This is a genomic window from Bacillus sp. 0102A, assembly GCF_036765155.1.
GTDB lineage: Bacteria > Bacillota > Bacilli > Bacillales > Bacillaceae > Bacillus > Bacillus subtilis_G.
Genome location: NZ_JBAIZW010000002.1, coordinates 151,707 through 169,912, shown reverse-complemented (window position 1 = coordinate 169,912; position 18,206 = coordinate 151,707). Strand labels below are relative to the sequence as shown.

Here is an 18,206-nt window from a genome sequence, read left to right as displayed (position 1 = left end):
GATGGCAATTGCAGGAGGCGTAAACACGATCCTAACCGAGGAGGCGCACATTAGCTACAGCAAGGCTGGCATGCTCAGCAAAGACGGCAGGTGTAAAACCTTCTCCGCCGATGCCAATGGTTATGTCAGAGGCGAAGGTGTCGGAATGATCATGCTGAAAAAGCTTGCAGACGCGGAGCGCGACGGAAATCACATTTACGGCGTTATTCGGGGGACGGCGGAAAATCACGGCGGAAGAGCCAATACACTGACATCACCTAATCCGAAAGCACAAACTGATCTGTTAGTGCGTGCGTATCGACAAGCAGGCATAGATCCAAGCACGGTCACATATATCGAAGCCCATGGAACGGGGACTGAATTGGGGGATCCGATTGAAATAAACGGGCTGAAAGCCGCGTTTAAGGAATTATCCAATAAGAGAGGCGGCAGCCAGCCTGACATTCCGGATCACCGTTGCGGCATCGGCTCAGTTAAAAGCAATATCGGACATTTAGAGCTTGCCGCAGGTATTTCAGGTCTGATCAAAGTGCTGCTGCAAATGAAACACAAAACGTTAGTGAAAAGCCTGCATTGCGAGACGCTTAATCCTTATCTTCAGCTGGCTGACAGTCCGTTTTACATTGTTCAGGAAAAACAGGAATGGAAGGCTGTCACAGATCGTGACGGAAACGAGCTTCCGCGCCGTGCCGGAATCAGTTCATTTGGGATTGGCGGAGTAAACGCACATATTGTGATTGAAGAATATATTCCAGATGCCAATTCAAAACAAATGGCATCAGAACAGCCAAACATGATTGTGCTGTCGGCTAAAAACAAAAATAGGCTAATGGATCGTGCTTCGCAATTGCTGGAGGCGATTCGCAAGAAAAAATATACAGATCAGGATTTGCACGGCATCGCTTATACCCTGCAAGTCGGGCGAGAAGAAATGGATGAGCGTCTGGCGTGTATTGCGGGGACGATGCAGGAACTTGAAGAAAAACTGCAAGCGTTTGTTGACAATAAGAAAGAAACCGAAGAATTCTTCCGGGGACAGTCTTTTCGAAACAAAGAAACCCAGGCTATTTTTACAGCAGATGAGGATATGGCGATGGCAATTAATGCTTGGATCAGAAAAAGAAAATACGCCAAACTTGCGGATCTATGGGTCAAAGGCGTGGCGATCCAGTGGAATACATTATACGGCGAGACCAAACCGCGCTTGATCAGTCTCCCTTCATATCCATTTGCGAAGGATCACTATTGGGTACCGGCAAAGGAACATTCAGAATCGGACAAGAAAGTACTAGTTAATGCTAGTGAAAAGCGCATTGCATGTTTTTTGACAAAACAATGGAGGTTGAGCCCGATTGGCTCAAAGGTACCGGGGACTCGGACGGTTGCCATCCTGAGCAATCCAGAGACAGCAGATTTGGCTGCTGAAGTGTCTGCTTATTTTCCGAATCATCTCTTATTAGATGTGAGCCGGTTAGACGGTAATCAGTCAGACATCGATTGGAAACAGTTTGGCGGCCTAGTAGATGTCATCGGCTGCGGTGAAGAAGATGAAGGCCGGCTGGATTGGATTGAATGGGTGCAAAGGCTGATTGAATTCGGGCATAAAGAGGGGCTCAGGCTGCTTTGTGTGACGAAGGGACTGGAATCGTTCCAAAACACATCCGTCCGGATGGCAGGCGCCTCGCGGGCTGGTTTGTATCGGATGCTTCAAAGCGAGTACAGCCACCTTACATCAAGACATATGGATGCAGATGAGGTTATTGACCATCATCGCCTCGCGAAGCAGATCGCAGATGAGTTTTATACGGACTCCCATGATGCGGAGGTTTGCTACAGAGACGGTTTGCGGTACCAGGCCTTTCTAAAAGCCCATCCTGAAACAGGTAAGGGAGCCGATCAAAGCATGGCCTTCCCGAAAGAGCATGTACTTTTCATTACAGGCGGGACGCGAGGCATCGGGCTATTATGCGCACGGCATTTTGTGAAGCACTATGGAGTGAAAAAGCTGGTGCTGACTGGACGAGAGCAGCTTCCTCCGCGAGAGGAGTGGGCTCGTTTGGAGACAGCAAACACATCCGCGGCACAAAAAATCAATGCAGTCCGGGAACTGGAAGCACAGGGTGTGCAAGTGCAAATGCTGCCGCTTCCTTTATCTGATGAGGCTCTTGTTGAGCAAACGCTGCAACATATCAGGAAAACCTTAGGGCCGATTGGCGGTGTTATTCATTGCGCAGGTCTGACAGATATGGATACTTTGGCCTTCATCCGTAAAACGGCCGATGATATTCAGCGGGTGCTGGAGCCTAAAGTGGCTGGGCTGACAACACTATATCGCCACATGTGTAACGAGCCATTACAGTTTTTTGTACTATTTTCTTCTGTTTCAGCCATTATTCCGCAGCTTTCGGCGGGACAAGCAGACTATGCTATGGCAAATAGCTATATGGATTATTTTGCAGAAGCACATCAGAAAAATACGCCGATCATCAGTGTTCAGTGGCCGAATTGGAGAGAAACCGGTATGGGTGAAGTAACAAATCATGCATATCGAGAAAGCGGTTTGTTGAGCATTACGAATTCAGAAGGATTGCGTTTTTTGGATCAAATCTTATCTAAAACGCTCGAACCAGTTGTTCTCCCTGCGGTGGCGAATCAAATCAATTGGGAGCCGGAGCTGCTGATGAAGCGGAGAAAACAGCATGAGGACGGTTTACGCGAATTAACTTTACAGAGCCCGCTGGTCAAAGACATCGATGGGACCGATGAAATTTTCAAAAATGATGGACTATTATTTGAAACACAGTCCTGGCTGGTTGATTTGTTTACCGAAGAGCTGAGAATTGAACGTGAAGATTTCAAGATTGATGGCTTATTTCAAGATTATGGGGTGGACTCAATCATTTTGGCACAGGTGCTTCAGCGTATAAACCGCAAACTAGAAGCAGCGCTCGATCCATCTATTCTATATGAATACCCGACAATTCAAAGGTTCGCAGATTGGCTGATCGGCTCTTATTCCGAAATGCTGTCCGCTCTATTCGGAGGCGGGATATCGGATACATCAGCACCTTTGGAGAACAAAACGGAGGCAGGTATTACCGGCCCTGCGGAAGATCGTGCTTCTGCCGCCCAGATAAAAGAGCCAGTAACTCTTTCACTGGATTCTCATACAGAAGATATTGCCGTTGTCGGGCTGTCTTGTCGCTTTCCGTCTGCAGATACGCTGGAAACCTATTGGTCGTTATTATCTGAGGGGCGTTCGTCAATCGTCCCGGTTCCGGCAGAACGCTGGGGCTGTAAAACGCCATATTATGCTGGCGTGATTGATGGCGTCAACCATTTTGACCCTGATTTCTTTCTGCTTCATGAAGAAGACGTAAGGGCGATGGACCCGCAAGCATTACTCGTATTGGAAGAGTGTCTGAAACTCTTGTATCACGCCGGATATACTCCTGAGGAAATAAAGGGGAAGCCAGTCGGCGTTTATATTGGAGGAAGAAGCCAGCACAAACCTGATGAAGAGAGTCTTCACCATGCGAAGAATCCGATCGTGACAGTCGGCCAAAATTATTTAGCGGCTAATATTTCACAATTTTTCGATGTCCGCGGCCCGAGTGTTGTAGTAGATACAGCCTGTTCATCAGCTTTGGTCGGCATGAATATGTCCATTCAAGCTCTGCGCAGCGGTGATATTCAATCTGCTTTAGTCGGCGGTGTCAGCTTGTTAAGCACAGATGCCTCTCACAGGCTATTTGACCGGCGCGGCATTTTAAGCAAGCAATCATCCTTCCATGTGTTTGATGAGCGTGCTGACGGAGTTGTGTTAGGTGAAGGCGTCGGAATGGTCATGTTAAAAACAGTAAAACAGGCGCTGGAAGACGGAGATACCATATATGCTGTCGTGAAAGCGGCCTCGGTCAATAATGATGGAAGAACGGCAGGACCGGCAACACCTAATCTGGAGGCGCAAAAGGAAGTCATGAAAGACGCGCTTGCCAAAAGCGGGAAAAAACCAGAGGACATCAGCTATCTTGAAGCAAACGGGTCAGGTTCAATGGTAACCGATCTGCTTGAACTGAAAGCGATCCAATCGGTGTACCGTTCCGATCACTCATTGCCTCTTTCTCTTGGCTCAATAAAGCCGAACATCGGGCATCCGCTATGTGCGGAAGGGATCGCCAGCTTTATTAAGGTTGTACTGATGCTGAAAGAGCGACGCTTCGTCCCATTTTTATCAGGTGAAAAAGAGATGGCGCATTTCGATCAACAGAAAGCGAATATCACGTTCACCCGAACGTTGGAAAACTGGACAGATTTGCAGCCTGCTGCGGCCATTAACTGCTTTGCCGATGGGGGGACGAATGCTCATGTCATCGTAGAGGCGTGGGAAAGAGATGAAAAACGCGCCATCAAGCGCAGTCCGATATCGCCTCCCCAATTAAAGAAACGGGCGTTTTCGCATGGCGAGTCAAAGCCGGAAGCGGAGACCTTAAAAATGGATGCGGCAAACATATGGGATACTTATGAGGTGGAGGTCTAACGTGAAAAAAATAACGAAACAACTCACATTATCGTTAAAAAATCCGTTTATATATCACCATGTGGTTTACGGACAACATGTCCTTCCGGGATTGGCCTATATCGATATGATCTACCAGATATTCAGAGAACACGGCTACACCTGCTCAGAGCTTCAGCTGCGGAATTTATCCATCTATCAGCCGCTGACGGTGGGACAGGGTGCGGTAATCGCTCTCGATATCCAATGTGCGGAGACAAAAGAAGGAAAGTGGCAAATCACAGCCAAAGGCATTGAAAAAAGTGAAGGGAATGAAACTTCAGAAGAAAAGCTCTATATGAAGGCTGATATGCATACCCACTCTCCTGCTGTTTTTGAAGAAACTCTGGATTTCAACCAGATCAAAGCAGCTGCGCAGAACGTTGTTCAGCTTAATGATGTATATGAACAATGCAGACGTCAGGAATTGGTGCACAGCGAATATATGAAAGCGAAAGGCTGCATCCATGAAGAGGAAGACGGCGTCCTTCTCGATCTTTCTCTCGGCTCGGAAGCCATGCAGCATGCAGAAGGCTTTATGTTTCATCCGACTCTCATAGACGGGAGCGGGGTGGGTGCCAACAATCTGCTCACATCTTTGCTTAAAGGGGAACAGAGGCTATATTTGCCTCTGTTCTATGAATCCTTTTCCGCTTCAGCACTTTTGCAGACACATTGCATGACCAGAATTAAGCGTTCCTCTGTCCGTCAGGAAAAAGAGTTGATTTATGTAACACTTGAATTTTTCAATGCTTCCGGTGAAAAAGTAGCTGAACTGAAAAACTTCACAAGCAAACTAGTGCGTGAAGCAGAGCTGATTAGCGGAAAGCATCAGGATGTACAGGAGAAACAAGAGACAGGAAAGGACGCAGCCGAGCATACTCAAGCTGCAGATACGTTATCTTCATCCGGCAGTATGGATACCTATGGCGGGGCTGAACAGTTTGTAAGCCAATTAATCGCAGACAAAATAAATAAACCGATCGAACAAATTGAAAAGCATGTCGGCTATTACCAAATGGGATTGAATTCATCAGGCTTGCTTGAAGTGGTAGAAACGATCAGTGACAAGATCGGTGAGAGCCTTTCGCCGACTCTCCTGTTTGAGCATACCACCATTGCGGAGTTGTCAGCGCTTCTTACCGAGGATTATGGTGAGCATTTTAGTGCCGCTGGTTCCCTTGATCAAATTGAAAGAGAACACGTCTCCAATAGCATAATCGGCGCTACAACTGCCGAAGGACGGAGGACAAGCGGACGGACAGACTCTTCTCGTGTTGCATCTTTTGAGCAATCGGGCGACATTGCGATTATCGGCATGGCGGGCAGGTATCCGAAGGCAAACAATATTCATGAATTTTGGAACAATCTGAAAGAGGGTAAGGATTGCATTAGCGAAATTCCTGAGTCGCGCTGGGATTGGCGGCGATTTGAAGGAATCACATCTCCTTCAGGTAAGGACATTTCCAAATGGGGCGGATTTATTGACGACCCAGACTGCTTCGATCCTCAATTCTTCAGAATCACGCCGCGAGAGGCAGAGACAATGGACCCTCAGGAGCGGCTGTTTTTAGAAACCTGCTGGGAAACGATTGAGGATGCAGGCTACACGCCCAAGACTTTGGCCAAACCTAGAGGACGAAACAAAAGGCAGCATGTAGGTGTTTTTGCAGGCGTCATGCATAAGGATTATACATTAGTCGGCGCTGAAGAAGCATCAGCGGAAAATGTGTTTCCTCTCTCGCTCAACTATGCGCAAATTGCCAACAGAGTGTCTTACTTTTGTAATTTCCACGGTCCGAGTATGGCGGTTGATACGGTATGCTCCTCATCTCTGACCGCTGTACATCTGGCCCTGGAAAGCATTCGTCACGGTGAATGCGATGTCGCGTTAGCAGGCGGAGTGAACCTGTCCCTGCATCCTAATAAATATATGACATACGGAGTCTGGGATATGTTTTCCACTGACGGGCACTGCCGTACATTTGGCAAAGATGGAGACGGTTATGTACCGGCTGAAGGAATCGGTGCAGTTTTATTAAAGCCTTTGCACCAGGCGGAGGAAGACGGAGATCGCATTTATGCCGTCATTAAAGGAAGTGCAGTGAATCATGTGGGCACTGTAAGCGGCATTTCAGTGCCGAGTCCAGTTTCTCAAGCTGACCTTATTGAGGCATGCTTGGAGAAAACGGGAATTGATCCGAGGACGATTAGTTATGTGGAAGCGCATGGAACCGGTACGTCCTTAGGAGATCCGATCGAAGTTCAGGGGTTGGTAAAAGCATTCCGTCAATATACAGAGGATCGGCAGTTCTGTTCGATTGGTTCTGTTAAGTCAAACATCGGACATGCTGAATCCGCCGCGGGCATCAGTGGTTTAAGCAAGGTTGCCCTTCAGCTTCACCATCAGACTCTCGTGCCTTCTTTGCATTCAGAAGAACTAAATCCGTACGTAGATTTTGAAAAGTCTCCATTTTATGTACAGCATGAAACAGCAAAGTGGAAGCTACCTGTTATTAGGGAAAATGAGAAAAACACCCCTTATCCGCGCCGGGCGGGTATCAGTTCCTTTGGGGCGACCGGTTCAAACGCACATATTATCCTTGAGGAATATATTCCTCAAACAGCGGAGCAGGGCGTTTCATTGCCGTCAGTTTCTGGCATGCCCGCTGTTATCCCGCTTTCTGCCCGTAATCAAGAACGTCTTCGTGTATATGCAAAACGTCTCTTGGATTTTCTTCATGATGGGATTCAGATTAGAGATTTGGCTTATACATTGCAGGTGGGACGTGAACCGATGGAAGAGCGGGTTGCTTTTGCAGCAGCCGGCATTCAAGAATTGACCGGACAATTGAAGGCTTTTGCAGCAGGGCGCGAAACGATTCAGCGTTGCTGGATGGGGCGAATGTCAAGAGGAAGTGATTTATCGCTTTCCGCCGAAACGGTACATAAATCGCTGGAACAAAGAAATCTCGATCTGATTGCGGAGCAGTGGGCCAACGGAGCTGCGATTGACTGGACCCTTCTTTACGAAGGAAAGAAACCAAAGCGGATCAGCTTGCCGACATACCCTTTTGAAAAGGTGCGTTATTGGGTGCCTAAAGCAGAGACAGTGACTCGTCTATCAAAAGGGGAAGGGCATGTCCTTCATCCTCTTCTGCATCAAAATGTGTCTGACATGTCGGGAGTACGCTTCCGTTCAACGTTCACAGGACGTGAATTTTTCTTTAAGGATCATGTCATTAAGGGCGAGCGGATTTTACCCGGTGCAGCTTTATTGGAAATGGTTCGGGCGGCTGTCGAAAAGGCAGCTGGAGATCAGTTCCCGACAGGATTCCGGCTTCGGAACATTGTCTGGGTTCGGCCGTTTGCCTTCATAGAACAGCGAGCGGACATACACATACGTTTATATCCTGAGAAAAATGGTGAGGTTGCATTCGAAATCTGCCAGGAGCCTGAAAGCGCAGAGAAGGCGCTGGTTGTATACGGACAAGGGAATGCAGTGCTTTGTGAGGTTGATGAACCTCCTGTAATAAACATTGAAGAACTGAAGGCAAACGATAATGAGCAGATTCTGTCACCTTCTGATTGCTACGAGGCTTATGAAGAAATGGGCATTCATTATGGTGACAGCCACAGAGCGATCGATAGCATATATGCCGGCAAAAACGGAGTTCTTGCGAAATTGACGATGCCGCTTGTGATCTCAGGTACGCAAGACCATTATGTCCTGCATCCGAGCATGATAGATTCGGCATTTCAAGCATCTATCGGTTTGAGGCTGGGACACATTACGAGTTTAGCAGACAGAAAGGCGATGCTGCCTTTTGCCATACAGGATGTCCAAATCTTCAAAGGCTGCGAGATATCTATGTGGGCGCGGATCACATACAGCGAGGGCAGTGCAGCTGGGGATCGCATGCAGAAGCTTGATATCGATTTGTGCAATGAAGAGGGGCAGGTTTGCGTGCGAATGAAGGGCTATTCTGCAAGAGTGTTAGAAGCAGATGCAGAAGATCCTTCTGAGACAATTGACACGCTGCTGTTTGAACACGTTTGGGAAGAAAATGCTCCTGCCGAGGAGCAGGGGTTTATAGTATCCGAGACACATAAAGTCGTTATCTGTGATTTTGGAGAACAACTGGAAAGCATCCGAAATGATCTTGACTGTACAGTATTGCAGCATTATAAAGAGGCAATTGATGAACGGTTTGAAGTGTATGCCGTACAGTTATTTGAAGAAATCAAGCAGCTGCTGCAATCGAAAACCGGGGGACATACATTCATTCAAGTGGCGGTGCCTGTGTTGAACGAGCCGCAGCTATTAAGCGGCTTAACCGGACTGCTCAAAACGGCTGAACTGGAAAACCCCAAACTGACTGGACAGCTGATTGAATTAGATACCGAGATGTCTAGTAGTGACCTAATCGAAATATTGGAGGAAAACAGACGCTGTCCGCGTGACACGCATATTCGCTATTGGCGAGGGAAACGGTTTGTAAGTAAATGGAAAGAGGTTGCTGGCGAGCACTTAAGTGACATGCCATGGAAAGATAAAGGTGTTTATCTGATTACAGGCGGTGCAGGTGGCCTTGGCTTCATCTTTGCAAATGAAATCGCAAACCAAACGAATGATGCTGTTGTGATCCTGACAGGACGCTCTCCGCTCAATGAAAGGAAGCAGGCGCAGCTTCAAGCCTTACAGAAAGTTGGTGTTCAAGCGGTTTACATACAAGCGGATCTGACAGAGAAACGAGCTGTTAATGACTTATTAGAAGAGATCCAAAACGTTTACGGAGGCTTGAACGGTATCATTCATAGCGCCGGTATGATAAAAGATAATTTTATTATTAAGAAAAAGAAAGAAGAAGTTCAAACCGTGCTCGCTCCAAAGGTAGCCGGTCTGATTCATCTTGATGAAGCAACGAAAGATATTCCGCTCGACTTCTTTATCTTTTTTTCCTCAGGTGCCGGAGCAGTGGGAAGCGCGGGGCAGGCTGATTACGCAATGGCGAATGCATTTATGAATGCATTCAGCGAATATCGAAATGGCCAAGCAGCGCTGCACAAACGTTATGGAAAAACTCTTTCGGTGTGCTGGCCGCTGTGGAAAGACGGGGGCATGCATATTGATGCTGAAACTGCGAGGATGCTGACAAAAGAAACAGGCATGGTGGCCATGGAAACAGGGCATGGGATTCAGGCATTATACCATGGCTGGGCGTCAGGAAAGCCGCAAGTATTAGTGGCTTCCGGTGTTGCTAATCGGATTCGTGCATTTTTGTATGAAACGGGACATGGTCAAGGTGAATCCCAAAATACGAAAAAAAGAAATGGCAGTCAGGATACGGGAAGAGCAGACATTGTCCTAGGAGTCGATGAAGAGACATTGAGAGAAAAAGCGGAGAATTATGTGAAACAAGTGCTTTCTTCGGTTATCAAGCTGCCGGCCGGCCAGATTGATGCTGAAGCTCCTCTCGAGGATTATGGGATCGATTCTATTATGATCATGCATGTAACAGGTCAATTAGAAAAAGTATTTGGGTCTTTGTCCAAGACATTGTTCTTTGAATATCAGGATATTCGGTCATTAACCCGGTATTTTATTGATTCCCACCGAGAAAAGCTTCTGGACATCTTGGAAATTGAAACAGACAAACCTTCCGCTGCGGAAAATAGAAAAACAGTTTCAGAGCCTGAAAAGAGAGAAATTTCAGTTGCCCAAAGAAAGTCCGGATTCTTTCCTTTGCAAGAAAAAGGGCAGAAGCAGTCAAAAGAAAAGGAAACAGAGGACATTGCAATCATTGGTATCTCTGGGCGCTATCCTCAGGCAGACAACATCAATGAATTGTGGGAAAACCTGAGGGACGGGCGTGACTGTATTACGGAAATTCCTGAAGACCGCTGGGATCATAGTCTCTATTATGATGAAGATAAGGATAAGCCTGGAAAAACCTACAGCAAGTGGGGCGGCTTTATGAAGGATGTAGACAAGTTTGATCCGCAGTTTTTCCATATTTCACCGCGTGAGGCAAAATTAATGGACCCTCAGGAGCGGCTATTTTTGCAGTGCGTGTATGAAACGATGGAAGACGCAGGATATACAAGAGAGCAGCTCGGCCGTAAGCGTGATGCGGAGCTTGGCGGAAGTGTCGGGGTATATGTCGGAGCCATGTACGAAGAATACCAGCTGTATGGGGCGCAAGAGCAGGCGCGGGGCAGGTCTCTGGCTTTAACAGGAAATCCATCATCCATCGCGAATCGGGTATCGTATTATTTTGATTTTCATGGGCCGAGTATTGCTTTGGACACCATGTGTTCTTCTTCTTTAACTGCTATTCATTTGGCCTGCCAAAGCTTGCATCGCGGAGAGTGTGAGGCGGCATTCGCGGGCGGCGTGAATGTTTCAATCCACCCAAATAAATATTTGATGCTCGGGCAGAACAAATTCATGTCCAGTAAAGGCCGATGTGAAAGCTTCGGTGAGGGCGGAGACGGCTATGTGCCGGGAGAAGGCGTAGGAGCAGTGCTTCTTAAGCCATTGTCTAAAGCCGTTGAAGATGGCGATCACATATATGGAATCATTAAGGGGACTGCCATTAACCACGGAGGAAAAACAAACGGTTACTCAGTTCCAAACCCGAATGCCCAAGCAGATGTGATCAACAAGGCGTTTGTGGAAGCGAAGGTTGACCCGCGGACTGTCAGTTATATCGAAGCGCACGGCACGGGAACCTCACTTGGAGATCCGATTGAAATGACAGGGCTGTCCAAAGTGTTTACGCAACGAACGAATGACAAACAATATTGTGCAATAGGCTCAGCCAAATCAAATATGGGGCACTGCGAGAGTGCGGCAGGTATCGCAGGCTTAACCAAGGTATTACTCCAAATGAAATACAGGCAGCTTGCGCCTTCCCTGCATTCAAACGTGCTGAATCCGAATATTGATTTCCTTAACTCACCGTTTAAAGTACAGCAAGAGCTAGAAGAATGGAAGAGGCCGATCGTTTCTGTCAATGGAAAAGACGTTGAATATCCGAGAATCGCAGGCATCTCTTCATTTGGTGCCGGGGGAGTAAACGCCCATATTTTAATAGAAGAGTATGTTCCGAAGTCTGAGCAGGAACGTTCGCCAGCGGGGAAACAGCCGGCTGTCATTGTGCTCTCAGCAAAAAATGAAGAAAAACTTCAGAAACGGGCGGAACGATTGCTGCATGCCATTCGTGAACAAAGATATGCTGAAGCAGATTTGCACCGTATCGCCTATACTCTGCAAGTCGGACGTGAAGCGATGAATGATCGCCTGGCGTTCGTTGCTGAAACGATGCAGGAGCTTGAAGAAAAGCTGACTGAATGTATTTCCGGTACAGAAGATCGTGAATATATCTTTCGAGGACAAGTGAAACGCAACAAAGAAACCATTGCCGCTTTTGCCGCTGATGAAGATATGTCAAAAACAATTGAGGCATGGATGCAAAAAGGAAAGTACACGAAGGTGTTAGACCTTTGGGTAAGAGGCTTACGTATCGACTGGAACACGCTCTACCAGAATCAAAAACCTCGGCGCATCAGTTTACCCGCCTATCCTTTTGCAAGAGATCGCTATTGGGTAGAAGTTAATGCAACAAAGGCTGAGGAAAAAAGAACAGTGGAACCACCCGTTCCGGTACAGTCCGTCATTCAAAAGCCGTCTAAAGCCAGGGAAGCCAGCGGAAAGCCTGCCAATATCACGTTACAGCCTTTAACAGCCAATCAGGATCGTTTGCAGCGAGCGGCATCTCCGCCTCCATTAGATACAGAAACAGACACGATCTCGGCGGAAGAATTGTGCAATGAACTGACGGCTAGCTTAGCGGAAGTGCTGTACATGGATCAAAGCGAGGTTGATCCAGACGACGCATTCATAGATATCGGAATGGATTCAATTACCGGGCTCGAATGGATAAAAGCCATAAATAAACAGTATGGCACATCACTAAATGTCACCAAGGTTTATGATTATCCGACAACACGTGATTTCGCTGTTTACTTAACACATGAGTTAAGCACACAAGCTGGAAAGAAAACAGCAGAAAGCGATGCTCCGAAGCAACCGGAGACGTATGTGTCGATGAAACAGAAAACAGCAGCACCTGCTGCTAAACCGGATAATATCTCCCTGCAACGGTTAGAGCACCATCAGCCGTTGCAGGAGGAACCTGCAGCAACCATTCGATATGCAGCAGCTGAAATATCCGCATCAAGCCAATATAATGGGGCAATTGAAACGCTGCATAAAGAATTTAGAGAAAGCATAGCAGACGTGTTATTTATGGAGCCGCACGAGGTGGATATTGATGAAGCATTCATAGATATCGGAATGGACTCGATTACTGGGCTCGAATGGATAAAAGCGGTGAATAAGCAATATGGCACGTCTTTTTCAGTCACTAAAGTGTATGATTATCCAACGATACGTGATTTTGCCGAGATGCTAAAGTCTGAGCTTGGAACGCATCTTAATAGAAAACAAGAAATGAAAGATCAGCATGAGGTCTCTGAAGCTGTTAAACAGCCGGCAGAGCGTCCGCTTCAGTCCGTTCAATACCCAATAAAGAAAGAACCTGAGAAGAAACCGGCTCCTATTCATCAAGATCACCGGGAGGATGCAATAGCGATTGTCGGGATGTCGGGAAGGTACCCGGGCGCCAGGAATGTAAGAGAGTATTGGGATAACCTGGTTCATGCGAGAAATGCGATTCGGGATATTCCAACATCACGGTGGGATATTGACAAATTCTATGATCCTGCCCTGAACAAAAAAGGGAGAGTCTATTGTAAATCAATGGGGATGCTTGATGATATTGAACATTTTGATCCGTTGTTTTTTAATATTCCGCCATCAGAAGCTGAACTGATGGACCCGCAGCATCGAATATTTTTGCAGGAAGGCTATAAAGCCTTTGAGGACGCTGGATATAACGCCCGAACATTAAATGAGAAAAAATGCGGCGTTTATCTCGGCATTATGAGCAATGAATATGGGGTCATGCTGAATCAGCAGGCAAGGGCAAATGCCACCGGTAACAGCTTTGCGATCGCCGCGGCGCGTATTCCGTATTTTCTTAATTTAAAAGGGCCTGCAATTCCTATTGACACCGCATGTTCATCTTCATTGGTCGGCACACATTTAGCGCGACAGGCACTCATAAACAAAGAAATTGATATGGCGCTGGTCGGCGGTGTCAGCTTATACCTGACGCCGGAATCTTATATCAGCATGTGTGAGGCCGGCATGCTTTCACCTGATGGGCAATGTAAAGCATTTGATAATGGTGCTAATGGTTTCGTGCCCGGCGAGGGTGCGGGTGCGCTGGTACTAAAAAGGCTAAAAGATGCAGAAGCGGACCGTGACCATATTTATGGCATCATCATTGGCTCAGGTATTAATCAAGACGGGAAAACAAACGGAATCACGGCACCGAGTGCGAAAAGCCAAATGGATCTGGAAAGAGACATATACGAAACATACGGCATACATCCTGAGAGTATCAGTTATGTAGAAATGCACGGCACTGGAACAAAACAAGGTGATCCAATTGAATTAGAGGCTCTGTCCACCGTATTTAAAGAAAAAACAGACAAAAAGCAGTTTTGCGCAATCGGTTCCGTCAAAAGCAATATTGGACATACATCTGCGGCGGCAGGAGTAGCCGGTGTTCAAAAGGTGTTGTTGTGTATGGACCACAAAACGCTGGTGCCGACATTGAACTTCACGACACCGAATGAGCATTTTCAATTTGAACATTCGCCTTTATATGTAAATACAGAGCTGAAGCCTTGGGAATCGGCCGATGGAAAACCGAGAAGAGCCTGTGTCAGCTCTTTCGGATATAGTGGGACGAATGCCCACATTGTGTTAGAAGAATACCAGGCTGAAAAGAGGAATGATCGACTGACAAAGCAGCATCATTCAACATTATTTGTACTCTCAGCGAAAAAAGAGCAGCAATTGAAGGCCTATGCAAAAGTAATGAAAGATTTCGCGAATTCAAATGAAGAAATCAATCTGGAGGATATGGCGTATACACTTCAGACGGGCCGGGAAGCGATGGATTATCGGATGGCGTTTTTGGCGGATTCCAAAGAAGCGGTTATCAAAGCTTTAGGTGATTATTTAGCGGATGTGCCAAACAGCAACATATTTTCCGCTCACGTGAAAACGAAGAAAAGCGAAATCAAGCTGTTTGAAACAGATCATGATGCCAAAGCATTGCTGCAAACATGGATAGAGAAGAAAAGGCTTGATAAGGTGGCGGAATTATGGGTGAAAGGATTACAGGTCGATTGGAACGGGTTTTATGGAGATCACAAGCCTCGCCGAATCAGTCTGCCTGCTTATCCGTTTGCAGAAGAGTATTACTGGCTGCCAAATGAAGAAGACAAGCCTGAAAACAGCGGTTTGGCAGTGCCTTACTCCGAGCCGAATACTAAGCATTGCTTTCTGCACAAGCAGTGGCAGCACTGTCAGATTGAACCGGCAGAACGTACGAATCAAACCGTTGCCATATTAGCAAACGAGGAGACAATGGCATTAGCGGAAGAGCTTTCGAAGTATTTCTCGAGTTACCGTATATTTGACAGTCAAGAGCTTGATCATGTATCTTCTGCTGACTTTGAACATATCTCTGGAGCAGTCGATCTGATCGGTTGCGGAACGAGCTATGAGCAATCTATAAGCTGGATAAACTGGCTCCAAAAGCTAATCGAACAAGGACGCACAAGCAAGCATCATTTGACGATTTTGGGTGTAACGAAGGGGCTGGAGTCTTTCGAAAATAAAGCTGTTCGTTTATCCGGTGCTTCACGAGCCGGTTTATACCGCATGCTTCAAAGCGAGTACAGCCATCTTACATCAAGACATGCAGATATGGAGTCTGCAACTTCTCATGAGGAGCTGGCCAGACTGGTTGCACACGAGTTTTATGCTAATGGCACAGAATCTGAAGTCTGTTATCGAAACGGCCAGCGGTACCGCGCATATTTGGCAGAGCAAACAGCAGATACAGCCGGTCTTTATCATAAACAAGTATCGTTTTCAGCAGACAAAGTCCTGCTTATTACAGGTGGGACAAGAGGTCTCGGTTCATTGTGTGCCCGGCATTTTGTGAAAACATACGGCGTAAAGCGCCTGGTCCTCATCGGCCGAGAAGAGCTGCCTCCGCGTGACCAGTGGAATTTAGTAAAAAATGTCTCGCTCGCGGAGAAAATAAACGCCATTCAAGAGCTAGAAGCCATGGGTGCGGAAGTTCAAGTGCTGTCTCTGGACTTGACCGATTCGCTTGCCGTTGAACAGAGCCTGAAGACCATACACGAAACAATGGGGGAGATTGGCGGAGTCATCCACTGTGCCGGGAAGGTGAACAAACATAATCCGGCATTTATCAGAAAATCGCTCGAAGAGATCGAACAGGTGCTTGAACCGAAAGTCGAAGGCCTGCAAACGTTGTTTGATTTGCTGAAAGACGAATCATTGGCGTTTGTTGCCTTGTTTTCATCTGTATCAGCGGCCATTCCTGTTCTTGCAGCCGGACAAGCTGATTATGCGATGGCGAATGCTTTTATGGATTATTTTGCAGAGGCCCATAAAGAGAGATGTCCAATTGTCAGCATTCAGTGGCCTAACTGGAAGGAGACCGGTTTAGGTGAGGTTCGAAGCAAAGCTTTAGAACAGACTGGATTGGTGAGCTTGACAAACGGTGAGGGATTACAGCTGCTGGATCAGATTCTATCAGATACACGGCATGCTGTCGTACTGCCGGCGATCCCGGATACAAACGTATGGCAGCCGGACAAACTTATACAGCCGTCAATGCCTGTTGAAGCTCTCTCACTTCCTGAGACGAAAGAGCAAGACAGCACTCACAACCTGTTCGATGAAACAGTCGAATGGCTCGTAACTCTTTTTTCAGATGAACTGAAGATCGCAGCTGAAGACTTTGAAACGGATGAGCCTTTCCAAGAATACGGAATCGACTCGATTATCTTGGCTCAGCTGGTACAGCAGATGAACCAAGCATTAAACGGAGACATTGATCCATCAATTTTGTTTGAATATCCGACAATAGAATCCTTTGCAAGCTGGCTCATATCAAAACATGACGTATCAGCTGTTTTACACCGAAACGTTTCTGAGAAACAGACACCTGTCAAGGCGCGATCGTCAATGAAACAGGCACCCATGCCAGAACAGCAACCGCAACAGACCAGTCATGAGAAAACGGCGGGTCTTGCAGAAGATATCGCCATCATCGGACTTACTTGCAGATTCCCTGAAGCGGAAACACTTGAGGCATACTGGGATTTAATTCGGGATGGACGGGTTGCGATTAAACCTGTACCGCCTGAACGATTCGGGTACTCCAGCTCGAATTACGCGGGCCTCATTGATAATATAAATCGATTCGATCATGATTTCTTCATGATGTCCGAGAACGATGTCAGAGCGATGGACCCTCAAGCTTTGGCTGTATTGGAGGAAAGCCTGAAGCTGTGGTATCACGCAGGCTATACGGAAAAAGAAGTGAAAGGCATGAAGGCTGGTGTTTATATAGGAGGCCGCAGCCAGCACAAGCCTGATCCGTCCAGTCTTTCAAAAGCAAGAAATCCGATTGTGGCTGGCGGACAAAACTATTTAGCAGCTAACATCTCACAATTTTTTGACTTAAGGGGACCAAGTATTGTGCTGGATACTGCTTGTTCCTCTGCACTGGTCGGACTGAATATGGCCATTCAAGCTCTGCGGAGCGGAGATATTGAGGCAGCGGTTGTAGGCGGCGTCAGTTTGCTTGATGCTGATGCGCATCATATGTTTCAGGAGCGCGGACTTTTATCTGACAAACCGTCATTCCATATTTTTGATAAGCGGGCAGACGGTGTCATTTTAGGAGAAGGCATGGGTATGGTTCTCGTCAAAACCGTCAGCCAAGCACTCGAAGACGGAGATTCCATATATGCAGTCATTAAAGCCGCTGCTATTAACAATGACGGAAGAACGGCAGGCCCATCTTCACCGAATCTCGAGGCGCAAAAGGATGTCATGCAGACAGCGCTTGAAAAAAGCGGCAAAAAGCCTGAAGAAATCAGTTATCTCGAAGCGAATGGCTCGGGATCAGCGGTGACAGATTTACTTGAACTGAAGGCGATTCAAGCCATTTACCGTTCCGGTTCAAAGGCGCCATTAGGGTTGGGATCAGTGAAACCTAACATCGGCCACCCTTTATGTGCAGAAGGAATAGCGAGTCTGATTAAAGTGGCTTTAATGCTGAACCATAGACAATTGGTTCCCTTCCTGTCAGGTGACGAAAGCATGGCGCATTTTGATATAGAAGAGACCGATTTGTATTTTTGTAAATCACAAGCCGAGTGGAAGGAGACAACACCGGCTGCCGCAATCAATTGTTTTGCCGATGGCGGCACGAATGCCCATTTGATTGTGGAAGCCTGGAAAGAATCGGGTGAGCGTTTAATTAGAAGAAAACCTTTGCTTCTGCCGGAATTAAGCCGGCAGCCCGTTTTAACAGAACCATCAGCTCAAACCGTGCAGAAAAAAGTGCTTTCAGACGCAGGGGCTCCGAAAGAAATGTTTTGGAAAACTTTCAAATAA

At 46.9% G+C, this 18,206-nt stretch carries 2 protein-coding genes (1 of these 2 only partly in view); both read left to right on the top strand.

Features of this window, described 5'->3' with window-relative positions; translation table 11 throughout:
- Positions 1-4,540, top strand: the 3' end of a protein-coding gene (locus tag V6D41_RS05245) for an amino acid adenylation domain-containing protein (RefSeq protein ID WP_333517504.1). 10,598 nt of this gene lie to the left of the window's left edge; the window shows 4,540 of its 15,138 coding nt (coding positions 10,599-15,138); its start codon lies off the left edge, out of view; it ends in the stop codon at positions 4,538-4,540.
- Positions 4,524-18,206 (top strand): type I polyketide synthase, encoded by a 13,683-nt coding sequence (locus tag V6D41_RS05240; RefSeq protein ID WP_333517503.1) that lies wholly within the window; start codon positions 4,524-4,526, stop codon positions 18,204-18,206. Before V6D41_RS05245 ends, V6D41_RS05240 begins: the two co-directional genes overlap by 17 nt.